Annotated in this window: 16 protein-coding genes and 1 pseudogene; 6 read left to right on the top strand and 11 right to left on the bottom strand. The window is 68.8% G+C overall.

Going from position 1 to position 13,969, the window contains the following annotated elements:
* The first annotated feature begins 20 nt into the window (after positions 1–20).
* The 3 genes from I8N68_RS29075 to I8N68_RS29065 all read left to right on the top strand — a co-directional run bounded on the left by I8N68_RS29075 (position 21) and on the right by I8N68_RS29065 (position 1,714).
* Positions 21–659: a TetR/AcrR family transcriptional regulator gene (locus I8N68_RS29075; RefSeq protein WP_200215891.1), complete on the top strand. Its 639-nt coding sequence runs from the start codon at positions 21–23 to the stop codon at positions 657–659.
* 168 nt (positions 660–827) lie between these two features.
* Positions 828–1,325 carry a YcxB family protein gene (locus tag I8N68_RS29070; RefSeq protein WP_200215889.1) on the top strand — a complete coding sequence of 166 codons (498 nt, stop codon included), beginning with the start codon at positions 828–830 and terminating at the stop codon, positions 1,323–1,325.
* Positions 1,326–1,402: 77 nt separating this feature from the next.
* A complete protein-coding gene (locus I8N68_RS29065) occupies positions 1,403–1,714 on the top strand; it encodes a VOC family protein (RefSeq protein ID WP_200215886.1) in 312 nt (103 codons plus the stop codon).
* Positions 1,715–1,763: 49 nt separating this feature from the next.
* Here I8N68_RS29065 and I8N68_RS29060 read toward each other — a convergent pair whose 3' ends face one another.
* The 4 genes from I8N68_RS29060 to I8N68_RS29045 all read right to left on the bottom strand — a co-directional run bounded on the left by I8N68_RS29060 (position 1,764) and on the right by I8N68_RS29045 (position 4,737).
* Entirely contained in the window at positions 1,764–2,339 is a 576-nt protein-coding gene (locus tag I8N68_RS29060; RefSeq protein ID WP_200215883.1) for a DUF1345 domain-containing protein, read from the bottom strand.
* 171 nt (positions 2,340–2,510) lie between these two features.
* Positions 2,511–3,227 (bottom strand): XdhC family protein, encoded by a 717-nt coding sequence (locus I8N68_RS29055; protein WP_200215924.1) that lies wholly within the window; start codon positions 3,225–3,227, stop codon positions 2,511–2,513.
* Positions 3,228–3,390: 163 nt separating this feature from the next.
* Entirely contained in the window at positions 3,391–3,684 is a 294-nt protein-coding gene (locus tag I8N68_RS33310; RefSeq protein WP_234040799.1) for a site-specific integrase, read from the bottom strand.
* 912 nt (positions 3,685–4,596) lie between these two features.
* Complete coding sequence (locus I8N68_RS29045; protein WP_200215880.1) at positions 4,597–4,737, bottom strand: hypothetical protein; 141 nt, start codon at positions 4,735–4,737, stop codon at positions 4,597–4,599.
* Between the two features lie 425 nt (positions 4,738–5,162).
* Here I8N68_RS29045 and I8N68_RS29040 point away from each other — a divergent pair, with 425 nt between their 5' ends.
* The gene (locus tag I8N68_RS29040; RefSeq protein ID WP_200215876.1) at positions 5,163–6,173 is read left to right on the top strand and encodes an Acg family FMN-binding oxidoreductase; all 1,011 of its coding nucleotides are present in this window, start codon (positions 5,163–5,165) and stop codon (positions 6,171–6,173) included.
* A gap of 338 nt (positions 6,174–6,511) precedes the next feature.
* Here I8N68_RS29040 and I8N68_RS29035 read toward each other — a convergent pair whose 3' ends face one another.
* Together I8N68_RS29035 and I8N68_RS29030 are read right to left on the bottom strand one after the other, a co-directional pair.
* Positions 6,512–6,736, bottom strand: coding sequence for a hypothetical protein (locus I8N68_RS29035; RefSeq protein WP_200215874.1), 225 nt, complete (start codon positions 6,734–6,736; stop codon positions 6,512–6,514).
* Between the two features lie 224 nt (positions 6,737–6,960).
* Positions 6,961–7,377 carry a group III truncated hemoglobin gene (locus I8N68_RS29030; RefSeq protein ID WP_200215871.1) on the bottom strand — a complete coding sequence of 139 codons (417 nt, stop codon included), beginning with the start codon at positions 7,375–7,377 and terminating at the stop codon, positions 6,961–6,963.
* Positions 7,378–7,420: 43 nt separating this feature from the next.
* Here I8N68_RS29030 and I8N68_RS29025 point away from each other — a divergent pair, with 43 nt between their 5' ends.
* Complete coding sequence (locus tag I8N68_RS29025; RefSeq protein WP_200215869.1) at positions 7,421–8,095, top strand: helix-turn-helix transcriptional regulator; 675 nt, start codon at positions 7,421–7,423, stop codon at positions 8,093–8,095.
* On the opposite strand, the gene I8N68_RS29020 is transcribed toward I8N68_RS29025, so the two are convergent.
* Complete coding sequence (locus tag I8N68_RS29020; protein ID WP_200215867.1) at positions 8,061–8,276, bottom strand: hypothetical protein; 216 nt, start codon at positions 8,274–8,276, stop codon at positions 8,061–8,063. The two genes, I8N68_RS29025 and I8N68_RS29020, sit on opposite strands and share 35 nt — an antisense overlap.
* 170 nt (positions 8,277–8,446) lie before the next feature.
* The gene (locus I8N68_RS29015; RefSeq protein WP_267909693.1) at positions 8,447–9,304 is read right to left on the bottom strand and encodes a sigma factor-like helix-turn-helix DNA-binding protein; all 858 of its coding nucleotides are present in this window, start codon (positions 9,302–9,304) and stop codon (positions 8,447–8,449) included.
* A 50-nt stretch (positions 9,305–9,354) separates the two neighbouring features.
* Here I8N68_RS29015 and I8N68_RS29010 point away from each other — a divergent pair.
* Positions 9,355–10,042 (top strand): annotated as a pseudogene (locus I8N68_RS29010) (IS6 family transposase).
* Positions 10,043–10,351: 309 nt separating this feature from the next.
* Here I8N68_RS29010 and I8N68_RS29005 read toward each other — a convergent pair.
* From I8N68_RS29005 to I8N68_RS28995, 3 genes are all read right to left on the bottom strand, one after another.
* Positions 10,352–11,128, bottom strand: a complete 777-nt coding sequence (locus tag I8N68_RS29005) for a helix-turn-helix transcriptional regulator (RefSeq protein WP_200215863.1) — start codon at positions 11,126–11,128, stop codon at positions 10,352–10,354.
* 271 nt (positions 11,129–11,399) lie between these two features.
* The gene (locus I8N68_RS29000; protein ID WP_200215861.1) at positions 11,400–12,710 is read right to left on the bottom strand and encodes a multicopper oxidase domain-containing protein; all 1,311 of its coding nucleotides are present in this window, start codon (positions 12,708–12,710) and stop codon (positions 11,400–11,402) included.
* A gap of 203 nt (positions 12,711–12,913) precedes the next feature.
* Positions 12,914–13,963, bottom strand: a complete 1,050-nt coding sequence (locus I8N68_RS28995; protein WP_200215852.1) for a multicopper oxidase family protein — start codon at positions 13,961–13,963, stop codon at positions 12,914–12,916.
* Positions 13,964–13,969 lie beyond the last annotated feature (6 nt).

Below are 13,969 nucleotides of genomic sequence, written 5' to 3'. Positions count from 1 at the left end.
ATACGGTCGGGCGGTAAGCAATGACTCGTCGCGCATACGACAACACCCGCCGCGCCGAACAGGCGCAGCTCACGCGCCGCCGCGTCCTGGACGCGGCCCGCGAACTGCTCATCGAACGCGGCCCCGCGGCGATCACCATGCGAGACGTCGCCACGCACGCCGGTGTCTCGGCCGAGACCGTATACAAGACGTTCCGCACAAAGGCGACGCTCATCAAAGACGTGTACGACGTGACGCTCGCCGGCGACGACGATCCCATCCCCATGATCGACCGCCCCGAGATCCAGGCGGTGTTCGCCGCGACCAGCCCGCAAGACAAGCTCGCCCGGTACGCCTTCGCCGCCCGCCGGGTCGGCGAACGCGCGGGGCCCCTGCTTGCCAGGCTGCTCGCCGCTGCCACCGGCGGCGACTGCGACCTGGCGCAGTTCCGCGAGTCCATCAACAGCGAGCGCCTGGCCGGGACCGACGCTCTCGTACGCCACCTCGCGGCAGCCGGTGGCCTGCGCGCCGACCTCGACCCCGACCGGGCACGGGACATCGTCTGGACGCTGATCTCACCCGAGGTCTACGAGCTGCTCGTCGGCGACCGAGGCTGGTCACCCGACGAGTACGAGCAGTGGCTGGCCCAGGCGCTCACCGCCGCCCTCGCCGCCCGCTAACTCGGTACCCACGCGGATTCCAACACTGTGGGCCACCGCCACCACCTTCACGGATGACAGGCCGGCAGCAACATCCGCAATTGCCGCTGACGATGGGCGGCGCTCGACGATCGGCCCGGGGGGCGGGAGCCAGGGGCTGCCCGGGGTTGGGGGCACCATCGTTCTGGCGTGCACATCCGTTTCAACGTCCCAGCCGATCCCGCCTACCCAGGCCGCGTGGCCGCTGCGCTCAGCAGTGTTCGGCTGCGCAAGTACGGCTATATCGGCGCGATGCTGGCGGCGGTCGGGGCGATCGGTTTCGCCGTCTCGCGGGGGTTCGCCTGGGACGACCAGATCTCGCCGCTGTGCATGGCGATGGTCGTGGGTGGCCTGCTGTCGATGCTGTACTCGCCGTGGGTGCGGTTGCGCGCCCGGCGCCGCTCCAGTCGCTACGCTGTCGAGGGCGCCTACGACATCACCGACGACAACATCATGATGCGCAGCGGCTCGGAGTCCGGCGGCATCGCCTGGGACGGGGTCGCCCAGGTAAGGGACACCCCTGAGTTCTGGATCGTGTACGTAGGCCGGAGGCCGGCGACCGTGATCCCACGCCGGTTGATGTCCGCTGGGGATGCCGAGACGTTGCGGGCCTATATGACCAGACGTGGGCTGCTTCGACCTCGATGAACAAGTAGCCGATGAGAATGCATCGGCGACGATGCGACACGCTGTTAGCTGATGGCGATAGCGGGTATGGGTGCGGCGTGGTCAGCCGTATCGTCGTAATCGCCATCGATGCGAACGAGCCTCGCCCCGTTGCCGAGTTCTGGACAGAGGTGCTCGGGTGGCAGATCGTCGAAGAAGAGGCTGGCGGGATCACCATCGCTCCCGAAGGCGCCGCCTGGCCGACCATCGATGTGCTGAAGGTACCTGAGCGTAAAGAAATCAAGAACCGCCTGCACCTCGAACTACGAGCCGACGGCACCACAGCCGAGGCTGAAGGGGAACGACTCGTGGCGATGGGTGCCCGGGCGGTCGACGGACTGGCTCCTGACATCACAGACCGGGCGTACTAATCTGCCGCGAGTCGCGCGCTGCCACCAACCGGCCGGTGGTCCGACACCGTTAGCGGGCCAGGTCGGCGATGAGGTTGACGGAACCCGCCACGATCACCACACCGAACACGTAAGACAGGAAGGCATGGGACAGCACGCTGCCCCGGATCCGCGGATCGCTGATGGCCGTGTCTGATACCTGGTAGGTCATGCCGATCGTGAAGGCGACGTAGGCCAGGTCGCGGTAGGTGGCCTGCCCCTGCACAGGCTGGCCGTCGAAGCCGATCCCCCCGGTTGTTGACCGGTATTGCAGGTCGGCGTACCGCAGGGTGAAGACCGTGTTGACAACGGTCCACGACAGCAGGACGGTCAGTAGTGCGACGCTGACGAGCAGCACCCGCGTTGAGCCGCCGTGCCGGCCGGCGAGGCTGAGAGCAGAGCCGACACCCAGCAGGCTGGTGACGCCCGCCCCTACCAGCAGCACTGCGGCGGTTACCCGCGTCTCGTCCTCACGCATGGCCATCATCTCGGTGTGGGAGCTGTCCGCTCGGAGAATGACGCGCCAGATGCTGATGAGGAAGGCGAGCGCGGCGATGTCCCAGCCCCCGACCGCGGCCAACTCCCACGGCATGAACGGCAGTAGCACGAGAGCGACTATGAGCCCGATGGAGGCGACGATGACGGCTCGCCGCAGGGCAGGGGCGTGCCAGCCTAGGCATCGGTGATACAACGTATCCGGGGGCATACCGGTCATCGTTTGAGTGTCTCGCACCGCATCGCATGGCGTGCTCATAGCCGCGCACAGCGAGCCGGTTGGTCACTTCGATGGCCCACTGATCGGGCAATCGGCATGCCTCTGCGCCAGTGGAGCACTCCAATTCGACTGCATGGGAGTGGCTGGAACGTTCGCCGGCTGACCGCCCGGGCCTGCCCTACCGTGGATCGGCCCGGCAAGCTCCGCCAGCGGGCGTCCCGTCCCGCCCCACCGTCCCGCGACGATCTGGGCGGCCACGCTCACCGCGATCTCCTCCGGCGTGCGCCCGCCGAGGTCCAGCTCGATCGGCGAGGCGAGCCGGGCGAGTGGCGCCGGGTCGACGCTGGCCTCGCGCAGCCGTTTGCGCCGCTCGTCGTGGGTACGCCGGGAGCCCATCGCCCCGACGTAGGCCAGCGGATGGCGCAGCGCCAGTGCGAGCACCGGCACGTCGAACTTCGGGTCGTGGGTGAGCACGCAGACCGCACTGCGCCCGTCGACCCGGCCGGCGTCCAGTTCCGCCCGCAGGTAGCGGTGCGGCCACAGCACCACCACCTCGTCCGCCTCGGGAAGGCGCTGGGCGGTGGCGAAGACCGGCCGGGCGTCGCAGACGGTCAGCCGGTAGCCGAGGAACGCGCCGATCCGAGCCGCCGCGGCGGCGAAGTCGATCGCCCCGAAGTCGATCATCCGCGGCGGGGCGGCGTGGGTCGCCACGAAGAGGCTCAGGCCGCTGCCGCGGCGCTGGCCCTGGTAGCCGTAGTGGAGCATCCCGCTGCGCCGCATCAGCGTCGGCGAGACCGGCTGCCACCGGGAGGTGCCGCCCTTCTCCCGCAGGAAGATCAGACATTGGTCGGTGTCCAGGTCCCGCGGCCGCAGGGCCAGCGCCCCGGCACGACGGCAGGCCGTCTCGGTGTGCGGCCGGATCAGCAGACTGTCCAGACCCGGGTCATCCCCAACTGGCCGCCACCTCGTTGACCTCCGCCAAGCGCGCGTCGCCGATGGCTCGCCGGGTGGTGGGCAGCCGGCGTGGCTTGTCCACCTTCAACGCCGGGTTGTCGGCCGCATCCGGGAACCCGTCCGCCACCGCCCGCCGGTACAGGCGCCGCAGCGCGGCCACCAATTGTTCGGCAGCTGATCGGCCGCCTCGGTTGTTGCGTCGCGCCACCACGTTGGCCTGCACCTGGGCGCGCAACTGCTCGATTTCAGACGGGCGGGGTTCGTCGATACGCCGATCCCCCATGCCTGGACCACCCGATTCCAGTACGAGCCGTACGCCCGACGAGTACCCGGCGACACCGCAGCGGCCACCACCGGCACGTACTCGGCGAACGTCGGGGCCAGCGGACGGGCCGGCCGCACCTGCAGCAGATCGGCCGGAGAGATGCCCATCCGCTCGAGCAGTAACCGGGCAGCCTCCAACTCCGGCCGGCCAGCGACGGTCTGGCTCACGCCGCCTCACCCCCGCCACGGCAGCGTGCACGTCGGCCAGCAGCCGGTCAAGTACGGCAAGGGGATGGGCCACCAGTACACCGGTGGCAGGGTCGGCAGCAAGCAGAACCCGGTCCCCCGCCGTCAGCCGGCACCACCGGCGCACCGCCAATGGCAGATGCAGGTGACCACGATCGCCGACGCAGTGGACACCATCGACTGCCGGCCGGGCCACGATGATTCCCGCCTGCTCGCGGATGTCCAGCCGAGCCCCCGGCCCCCAGCCAAGCACCCGGACGATACTGCGATCGGCGACTCGGCCGCTCTTGTCCACAGCGCTCAACGCGTAGACGGCGTCGGTCGCTCGCGGGGATCTGGATTCCAACGCCGGTACGGGAAGCGGCCGTCGACTCCGACCCACCGGACCAGCACCGGCACCGCCAGGGACCACCTTGGGGATCACCGGCGGCACGAACGAGGCGGTCACCACGATCACCCCCGCCCCGTTGACGAGGAACGTGACCTCCAGCGGCGTGACTGGGGCACTTGATCGGCATGTCCACGATGTGCACCACAAGCGGGCCGCTGTCGAAGCCCGCGATCGCCTTGGCCGTGGCCACCGCGCCATCAGAGGTGTAGAAGTCGAAGATGCCCTTGCGCCACTGCCCGCCGTCGAGCATGCCGGGAGTTCGGTCCGGCCGCGGCTCCACAGCCGTGGCGATGATCAGGTAGTCGTAGGCGGCCGGCGCCCGGCGGCCAGCAGCACCACGTTGCCGTCCGGCGCGACCCGCTCAACCTCCCCGCGCACGAGATCCACCCCGTCCGGGATGAATCGCTGCCGCAGCTTGGCGATTTCCTCTGGCAAGTAGCCCCCGAATGGAACGAACAGGTAACCAGGCTGGTAGAAATGCGGTCACTCTGGTCGACCACACTGAGCCCTTTCATCGTGGGTGTCGGCCGGTCCGCCGTCCGCAACCCTGTCAGCCACAATCCGCCGCCGAGCAGCGCGGCCAGGGTGAGCAGGGTCAGCGGTGCCCACTCCCGCCGGTCCACCCGGCGCCGCCGCACCGGCCGCTCCGGCACGCACTCGTCCGGTTCCGCTCCCACCTGCGGATCGTTTCAGCAGCACAGGTTCCCGCAAGCGGGAACCGGCGTGATCCGTTGCGGGCCGGACGACCCCGAGGCGGGGAATCCGTGTGCCGGCTGACCGGCATCCCGGAGGATGGAGCGGCAACACCGCCCGGGACAGGTCCGGAGTGGGGCACGATGTGGGAAAGAAAGGTCGTGACGATGAGCCACGAGACGCCGGCCAGGGACCGCCCGCTGACCACCGCGCTCACGCAGGCCGCCGCGACGGCCGGTCTCGCCCCGTCGGTGCACAACAGTCAGCCGTGGCGCTGGACGGTCCTCCCCGACGCGCTGGAGCTGCGGATGGTGCACGAGCCGCAACTCGCCGCCACCGATCCGGAGAATCGGCTGGTGACGTTGAGCTGCGGCTTGGCGCTGCACCACGCGCGGGTGGCGCTGGCCGCCGAGGGTTGGGCCGCCCAGGTGGAGCGGCTACCCGACCCGGGCCAGCTTGAGCTGCTCGCCCGGCTCGGCCGGTTCCAGCAGACCGCGGCGGACGCGGACGCGACCCGTCTCGTGCAGTGCATGCGGATCCGGCAGACGGACCGGCGGCCGGTCAGCGACGAGCGGGTGCCCGACGCCACGCTCGACGAAATCGTCAAGGCGGCCGGCGCGCAGGGCGCCCGACTCCAGTTGCTCGGCTCCGACCAGGTGGTGGAGTTGGCCGCCGTGGCGGCCAAGGCCGCGGTGGTCGCGGCGGAGGAGCCGGAGCTGCGGGAGGAGCTGGCGTACTGGACCAGCCGGGCCGGCACCGGCGTCGGGCTGCCGCCCGAGGTGCTGCCCGAGCAGCCCCCGCAGACCACCGTGCCGGGCCGGGACTTCGGCCATCCCGGCACCCTGCCGATCGGCCCCGGGCACGACCGCGCGGCTGTCTACGGGATCCTCTGGTACACCGAGGACGAGCCGGACAGCTGGCTGCGTGCCGGTGAGGGGCTCTCCGCCGCCTGGCTGACCGCCACCCGGCTCGGCGTCTCGATGGTGCCGCTCAGCGGCGTGGTCGAGACCGACGGCACCCGGCAGACTCTGCGTCAGATGCTGGCGGGGCTCGGCTTCCCGTATCTGGCGATGCGCCTGGGGATCGCCGACCGGGCAAACGCAGGGCCACCCCACACTCCGCGCCTGCCCACCGAGCAGGTCGTCGACACCTCCGCAGTGGACGCCGGCGCCAGGTAGCGGGCCCGTCCTCGGACGCTTACCCTGTGGCGGCCAAGCCAAGCGAACGAGCGCCTCGCGCTTGCCTGTACGGCAGTCTTAAAGCATGGCGCGGCAGCCACCACAGGATGCGCGTGACAATCCCATGCCGGCCGAGCATGACCCACGACAGCCAATCGACTAACTCCTCAAAGACTTGAGAACGAGCCTCGATGGACTGTCAAGCACGGACGCCGAGCAGCGCGGAACTTCAACGGCGCCTCGATCAGGGAAATGGCCACCACCATTCCGAACCAGATGAACGGGATTGCAAACTGCGCAACAAGTCGTAACCTGTCCATGATTTTCTCCCCTCTTTGCTACTGCGACAGCACGCCCGGGGCCATCTCTCCCTGGATCTCCTTGACGTGCAGCTCACGGCAGTGCATGGTGCCGGTCGGAATGGGTGGCGCGACGGCGTCGCAGGCGGCGAAGGTCGGTGCGCCGGTCGCCATCGGGTCGAGGGTCGGGCCGGGGTTCTGATGTTCCGCGGCCGGCTGCGCTGGCGGAGGCGCCGCGCCCACCGACACAATCTGAAGGGTCATGCCGGCCTGGCGATGTCCGGGCAGGGAGCACCACCCCCGGATCGCCGCCCTGTCGACTCCCGCGCCCAGGCGGACCGATTCACCCCGGCCACCAGTGGGGTCCGAGTGCCAGGTCCTGAGATCCGACGGCCGGCCGCCGGCTGCCAATGGCAGGTCAGCCACCAGATGAGCGCGACTGACCTGGTGGGCGACGGACGAGTCGACCTGTACGCGGCGGGGCCCGGTCAGGACGAGGGTTGGCGGGTCCGAATGGTGCGGTGCTCGCTGCCGGTGCCGCCGTTGAGGCGCCGCAGCATCGACTGCGCGATCCGGCCGGCCTGCGCCTTGGCCAGCTCGGCCTTGGGGCCGGCGTGCCGGTCGTCGATGGTGCCGCACCACAGCTCCCACCAGCGGTCGAAGTGCCGCTCGGCCAGGGGCTCCCGTCGGTGCAGGTCCACATGCAGGCGGAAGGCGCTCCCGTGGTACGCGCCGGTACGGAACAGCACGGTCTCCCAGAAGTCGCACATGATCGGCAGGTGGGCCGTGAGGTCCATCCGAGCCACGTCGATGAAGACCGGACCGAGCAGGTCGTCGGCGAAGGCCCGGCGGTAGAAGTCGGTCACCAGGGCGGTGATGTCGGCGCGGTCGGCGATGTCGGCCATGGGGTCCTCCTTTTTCACTATGTCCATCGTATAAAATAGGTGCGTGGTGGAAGACGTGAGCTACGGCGCACTCGCCGTGCAGAGCCGGCGCCGGATCCTCGACACGCTCCGCGCGGCGGACGGCCCGACCGGCGTCAGCGAGCTGGTCACCGCCACCGGACTGCACGCCAACACGGTCCGTTTCCACCTCGAGGTGCTGGTCGAGGCGGGCTTCGTCAGCAGCGGGCCCGGCCCGCGGCGCGGTCGTGGACGCCCGCACACGGTCTACCGCAGCGTCACGCCGCCGGCGCCGTCGACCGGGTACCAGTTCCTCAGCCAGGTGCTGGCGGCCCAGCTCGACGACCGGGGCGCGGGTGAGCTGGCCGAGCAGGCCGGCCGCTCCTGGCTGCGCGGCGACGGCCGCTCCGCGGCGGCACCGCCCGGCGCCGATCCCATGGGCGTCGCCACCGCCCGGGTGCTCGCCCTCTTCACCGAGCTGGGCTTCGAGCCGGAGCGCGCGGCCGACTCCGCCACCGTCCAGATCGACCTGCACGCCTGCCCGTTCCTGGAAGTCGCCCAGCGCCACCCCGACGTGGTCTGCGCCATGCACCGCGGCCTGCTCCGGGAGGTCGTCGAGGCGGCGGCGCCGGGCCTGGCCGCCGAGCTGATCCCGTTCGCGCGACCGGGCGTCTGCGTCGCCCGGCTCACCTCCACGGAGAAAGGACCCGTCCGCTCATGACCAGGCTCCGGGACATCGTCCAGCTGGCCGTTCCCTTCATCTGGCTGGGGATGGTGATCGCCATCTCGCTCATCGAGGCGCCTGGGCGGGGATCGGCGCCCTCTGGCTGGTCCTGCTCACCCAGGCCGCCGTCCTGCGGCCGCTGCTCGACCGGCGTGCCCAGCTGATCATCGACGACCACCAGCCGCCTCCACGCTGCACCTGTGGTACGTGGCGCTGGAGCTGACCAAGATCGTCACCCTGGTGCTGCTTGGCTGGTCGCTCGCCGGACGACTGGTGCGCTAGCGCTCGTCGGCTGCGCCCTGCCGGTGGTGCCGGACGCACTGAGCGATCACCCGGCCGGCCCTCCGCTCAGCCGCCGGCCGCGAACTCCCGCAGCTTGTCCGGGTTGAGCACCAGGAGCAGCCCTTCGGTCCCGCGCGCCGAGGCGTCCAGGGCGACGACGGCCAGCGGGTTGCCGTCGGCGTCAAGCACGAGCAGCGCGGCGTCGCCGTTGGCCTCGACGAGCCGGAAGGTCGCCGCGTACCAGTACTTGTGGAGGACGTTGTCCAGGAGGTTCGCCACCCGGGCTGCGCCCCGCACGTCCTTGCGGGCGGCGGGCACCTGGCCGCCGCCGTCGGAGTGGGCGATCACGTCCGCGGTGAGGAGCCGCTCCAAAGCGGCCAGGTCGCCGTCGCGGGCAGCGGCGAGAAGCGCCTCGGCCAGCCGGCGCCGCTCCGGCGGGCGGGCGGGGGTCGACCGGTCCGAGGCGAGGTGCCGCCGCGCCCGGCCGGCGAGCTGGCGGGCGTTGGCCTCGGAGGTGTCCAGCACCGCGCCGATCTCCCGGTACGGGTAGCCGAACGCCTCCCGCAGCACGTAGGCGGCACGCTCGGTCGGGGTGAGCTTAGCCAGCAGCAGCAGGACCGCCAGGTCCAGCGCCTCCGCCCGCTCGGCGCCCAGCGTCGGGTCGGCGGAGGTGTCCACCGGCTCGGGGAGCCAGGGCCCGACGTACGTATCGCGGGTGGACCGCGCCGACGTCGCGGCGTCGATCGCCAGCCGGGTCGTGGTGGTGGTGGGGACCGCCGCCGGGTTGTGCACGGCTCGGCGGTCGGCGCCCTGCCAGCGCATCCACGCGTCCTGCACGACGTCCTCGGCCTCGGCGACGCTGCCGAGCATCCGGTAGGCGAGCCCGAACAGACGCGGGGGTGCCGTTGCGTTGGTCGCATGCAAAATCGAGGCAGGCGTGAGCGGTAAAGCGGTCAATCCGTCCCCGTACCTGGTTGCCGCCGAAGTCAGCCTTCGCGGGGCTCCGGTTCTCGGCCGAGCTGATCGTCGTGGCGGTCCGGTGGTACCTGCGCTACAACCTCTCCTACCGCGACGTGGAAGAACTGCTGGTCGAGCGCGGGGTCGAGGTCGACAACCTCACCGTCTACCGGTGGGTGCAGCGGTTCACGCCGCTGCTGGCCGACGCCGCCCGGTTTGCCCGCCACTCGCCGGGCGATCGGTGGTTCGTCGACGAGACCTACGTCAACGTCACGGCGTGTGGCGCTACGTGTATCGGGCGGTCGACCAGAACGGGCAGGTCATTGTCGTGCTCGTCTCGGCTCGCAGAGACGCCGGCGCGGCCCGGCGATTCTTCTCTCGGGCGCTATCGGCGTTGAAGGTGACACCCAGCGAGGTGGTCACCGACGCCGCCGCGATCTCCCCCGCGGTGCTCGACGAACTGGTCCCCTCGGCGTGGCACCACCTCAAGCGATACGCCAACAATCCGATCGAGGCCGATCACAGTCAGCTCAAACACCGCCTGAAACCGATGCGCGGGCTGCGGACCGATCGAACAGCCCAGGTGATCATCACCGGACATGCCTTCGTCCAGAACCTTTGCCGCGCACACTACGAACTCGGACTCGACGTCCCACCCGCGTCGAGGTCGCCGCGGCGTTCACCGAACTCACCCTGGCGATCTGACGTCGAAACCGACCCGGGATCAGCGCGTCGTCCGATCCGAGAACGCAACAGCGCTCCTGCAGGTCCTACACGGTCATGTCCGCCTCACCACCGCTTCGGACACCCGAGACGCGACGGCTGGTGGCTACCTCGCTAATTCCACCCGAGCGGCACGGGTTGATGGCCATCGACGGCTCCGTCGTTCGGCTCACCCTGGCGACACAGCCTCCTGCCTGATCCAGCCCGAGCAGTCCAGCCCTCGTCACCGTAAATGAGCCCGGTCCGAGGGTTTCAGAACTCCGTGTTGCACCGCTCGACCTTGCGGTCCGCTCATCCGTCCGCGGGGTTCTTCGGACCGGGCACGGTGAAGATTTCGACAGGTATGGGCCGTCGGTGGTCCGATCCCGGCCGTTCCCGGTCTTCCGGTCGCTGTCCGGCCCGCTTCCGCTGCGTCTCGTCGAACTGGACGAGGCATGGATGGGAGGTGAAGGACGGTTTCAGGGCGGTGGCCGCTAAGGGTGCTCCCATCTCCGACAGGGCTCCGCGCATCAGCCCAAGGTGTACCGAACATGCGATATCGGGGCGTTGCTCGGCCACCGTCCGAAACGGACAGCGATGCAACTGCACGGAAGAACCGTCCGACCCCGGTTCTGGCTCGAACCCAAGGTCGTCTAGCAGGGAAACGAGCTGTTCGAGCGCCTTCTCAGAGGTGATGGAGGAAAAGGGGCCGGGCCGCTCCGTGAGGTGACGGCCCCATTCGCGCCCTGCGGCGAGCGACGCTTCGGCCGGAGAGGGGGACGAGGTGGCAAGCTGGCCGGCGAGGATCTCCGCGAGGAGTTGATACCCGTTGCCGGATCCGCCGTCCGCGTTGCCAGCAGCGGAGTAGACAAGTTTGGGCCGGCCGGGACCGCTCGGTCCGACCCGCTGCTCCTCGACGAGTCCCTCCTTGGCGAGCTTGTCCAGATGGAACCTGACCGTGTTGCTGTGCAGGCCCACTTCGTCGGCGAGCTGCTTGATCGTCAGTGGTTCGCGGCTGCGACGCAGCGTGTCGAGGAGCGCGACCCGCGAGACGCCGTCGAGTGTCCGACCCGTTTTCGGTGCTGCCATGACGTCATTTTATCCCAAACTTTTAGTAGAAACCTGGGGTCCGGTTTGGGACTCCTTCGGCGAAAGGGGAAACCGAGTCCGCCATACGAGACGGAACGCATGAGAAGCGACAGAGCTGATGTATCCGGGCACCGAACCTGGTGGCCGAGCAAGATGCCCGTGCCCGGCGCGCGCGTTCCGCGTGCGCCGGGCATCAGCCATTGTCTGCGTCAGGGCCGTCCGCTGTTCACGTATTTCTGCGGGCGACGGTTTCGATCATCGGTGGCGAACCCTACTTGACGGAGAACACACCGGCCGCTCCGCGCGACAGGTTCCGCATCTCGTGGTTGACGAACGTGTAGTTGCCCGGTGCGTCCAGGGTGAACTCGACGAACCCGCCCTGCGTGGGCGACAGGTCCAGTGTCTGGGAACCACCGTGGTCGGGGCCACCGCGCTTGAGCTGGTAGTTGCCTTCCTTCCACACGGTGTCGAAGATCGTTCCGACGGTATGGAAGGCCAGCTCATCGTTGATCGCCGCGTTCACGACCCACGCGCGTACCCGCTCGCCGCGCTTCACCTCGATCGGCTGAAACGCATACTGGTTGAAGTAACCGTTGAAGGCGGCGCCGTCGCTGTCGTTGGCCAGCATCTTCGTCAAGTCCTGTACCTCGCCGTTTGGGCCGAGGTACAGCTCGGACTGGATCAGGACGATCTCCTTATCAACCTTGGGCAGGTTCGGGGGATCGACAATGACCGCTCCGAACATCCCGTTGCCCATGTGGTGGATCATGGGCGCGGCGCCGCAGTGGTAGGTGAAGACACCGGCGTACTCGGCTTTGAACTCGTAGACCAGCGACTCGCCCGGCTTGATCGAACGCATCTCGACGTCCGGAGACACCTTGGAGGCGTGGAAGTCGATCGAGTGGTTCATGGTGCCGTCGTTGACCAGCTTGACCCTGAAGATGTCACCGACCTTGCCGCGAAGCACCGGACCGGGCGCGGTGCCGTTGAAGGTCCACAGGTTCTGCTGCACCCCGGGCGCCACCTCGATCTTCGACTCCTTGACCCGCATCTCGATCTCGTGGACCTTGTTACCGTCGGCCGGCTTGAGAATCGGGTCGTATGCCTTCCAGCCGGCGGCGGGCTTGGCGTTGGCATCGATCTTGGCGCTGTTGCTCGCAGCCGCGGCGCCGGTCGTGTGGTCGGCGGCTGCCGCGGTGTCGCCCTGAACGTTCACGGCGAGGACCATTCCGGCGGCCTTGTGGCCGGGAACCGTGCACCACGCCTGGGTGGATTTGGTGAGCGCGTCCCAGTTGATCGTCGTCGAGCCACCGGGCTTGATCATGGGTTCGTCGCGGCCCTCGAGCGCGAGGCTGTGGTCCATCGCACCCTTGTTGACGACGTTCAGCACCACCTTCGCGCCGCGAGGGACGTCGATGGAGGAGGGCTTGACGTAGAGATCGCCAAGCTCGATATCGAATTTCACATCCGCGACCGCGCCGGCCGCGGCCCCGGTGCCGCCTGCATAAGCACCCGAAGAGAAGGCGGTGTCGGGCTTGAACACGCCGACCACCACGAAGCCGACGAGCAGGCCCAGCGCCACCGCGGCCCCGATCCAGGGTAGGAGCGGGTTCACGACCCTTGCGAGCGAGCGCCAGGCGCCGGCCGGTGAGGTGGCGCGTGGGGGATCCGTGCTGACTGACACGGTGGTACTCCAATCTGCGAAGTTTCAGATAAGGGAGCGAACGGGAGCCGGTCGGGCAGGGCCATCAACGCCCTGCGGATGCCGGGAGCCGGTTCATCAGCTCAGCTCACGATCATTTCGGTGAACATTCCGAACATGCCTGTGGGTCCCTCGGAGTGCGGGAAGATGTGGCAGTGGAAGGCCCAGGTGCCGACGCGATCGGCCTTGACCAGTACGCTGTAGCGCTCTCCGGGTGCAACCAACACCGTGTCGACCTTGTAGGGCGTGGCGATCGGGAAGCCGTCCTTGGCCACGACCAGCTGGTCCAGGCCGTGCAGGTGCATCGGGTGGTCCATGGTGCCGGCGTTGACGTAGTGGATCAGGACTGATTCGCCCTTCTTCACCCGCACAGGCTCGGTGGCCGGGAACGACTTGCCGTTCAGGCTCAGCCCGATCGCGCCGGAATCCTGCAGCTGGATCGGGATTTCCTGGCTGATCTGGGTGTTGGCTGGGAGCGGCACGTCACCGATCAGGAAGGTGCCCCACAGGCCCGCGGGCACCTGGTTGGAGCCGTCATGGTGGGAGTGGAACCAGCCGACGGACTGCCGCTCGGCAGTGATCTTGTAGGTGAAGGTCTTCCCCGGAGTGACCGGCTCCTGGGTGATGTTGGCGACGCCGTCCATCTCGTTCTGGATCGGCACGCCGTGCCAGTGGACCACAGTGGAGACATCGAGCTCATTCTTGAGCACGACCTCCACCTTGTCGCCGACCTCAACCTTGATAGTGGGGCCGGGAACCATGTCGTTGTAGGCCATCGCCTCGACGACCTTGCCCGGTTCCACCTCCCACTTGATCTTCTTGGCGGTGAGGGTGAACTGCTTGGTGCCGTCCTTCAGCACCGTGGGCTTGATGAACTCCCCTCCCCTGCCCTTGGTCTTGGCAGGGAACGAATGATCGCGCTCGGCCATCGTCTTGTCCATGGCCTTCCAGTCGTGCGGCCCGGCCTCCGCGTGGGTGCCACCACTCGACGAAGAGTCCGAGCTGCCGTGTGCGGCGCCGGCAGGTGCACCGACTAGTGGGACCGGGGAGGCCACCTGGGAGACCGTCACCCATGGAACGGCGACGGCAATCGCGAAGGAGACAGCGCCAACCAGCGCCTTTGTCGTCAACATGCTGCC

Source organism: Micromonospora coerulea (genome assembly GCF_016598485.1).
Classification (GTDB): Bacteria; Actinomycetota; Actinomycetes; order Mycobacteriales; family Micromonosporaceae; genus Micromonospora; species Micromonospora coerulea.
Note: the sequence above shows the minus strand (reverse complement) of the source record. Positions and strands in the feature narration are given on the sequence as shown.

Excerpts from the sequence above, each read along its gene's own strand:
- I8N68_RS29005 (WP_200215863.1), bottom strand. The coding sequence starts at position 11,128 with ATGGCAGCACCGAAAACGGGTCGGACACTCGACGGCGTCTCGCGGGTC.
- I8N68_RS29040 (WP_200215876.1), top strand. The coding sequence starts at position 5,163 with ATGAGCCACGAGACGCCGGCCAGGGACCGCCCGCTGACCACCGCGCTC.
- I8N68_RS29030 (WP_200215871.1), bottom strand. The coding sequence starts at position 7,377 with ATGGCCGACATCGCCGACCGCGCCGACATCACCGCCCTGGTGACCGAC.
- I8N68_RS28995 (WP_200215852.1), bottom strand. The coding sequence starts at position 13,963 with ATGTTGACGACAAAGGCGCTGGTTGGCGCTGTCTCCTTCGCGATTGCC.
- I8N68_RS29035 (WP_200215874.1), bottom strand. The coding sequence starts at position 6,736 with ATGACCCTTCAGATTGTGTCGGTGGGCGCGGCGCCTCCGCCAGCGCAG.
- I8N68_RS29075 (WP_200215891.1), top strand. The coding sequence starts at position 21 with ATGACTCGTCGCGCATACGACAACACCCGCCGCGCCGAACAGGCGCAG.
- I8N68_RS29055 (WP_200215924.1), bottom strand. The coding sequence starts at position 3,227 with ATGCGGCGCAGCGGGATGCTCCACTACGGCTACCAGGGCCAGCGCCGC.
- I8N68_RS33310 (WP_234040799.1), bottom strand. The coding sequence starts at position 3,684 with ATGGGGGATCGGCGTATCGACGAACCCCGCCCGTCTGAAATCGAGCAG.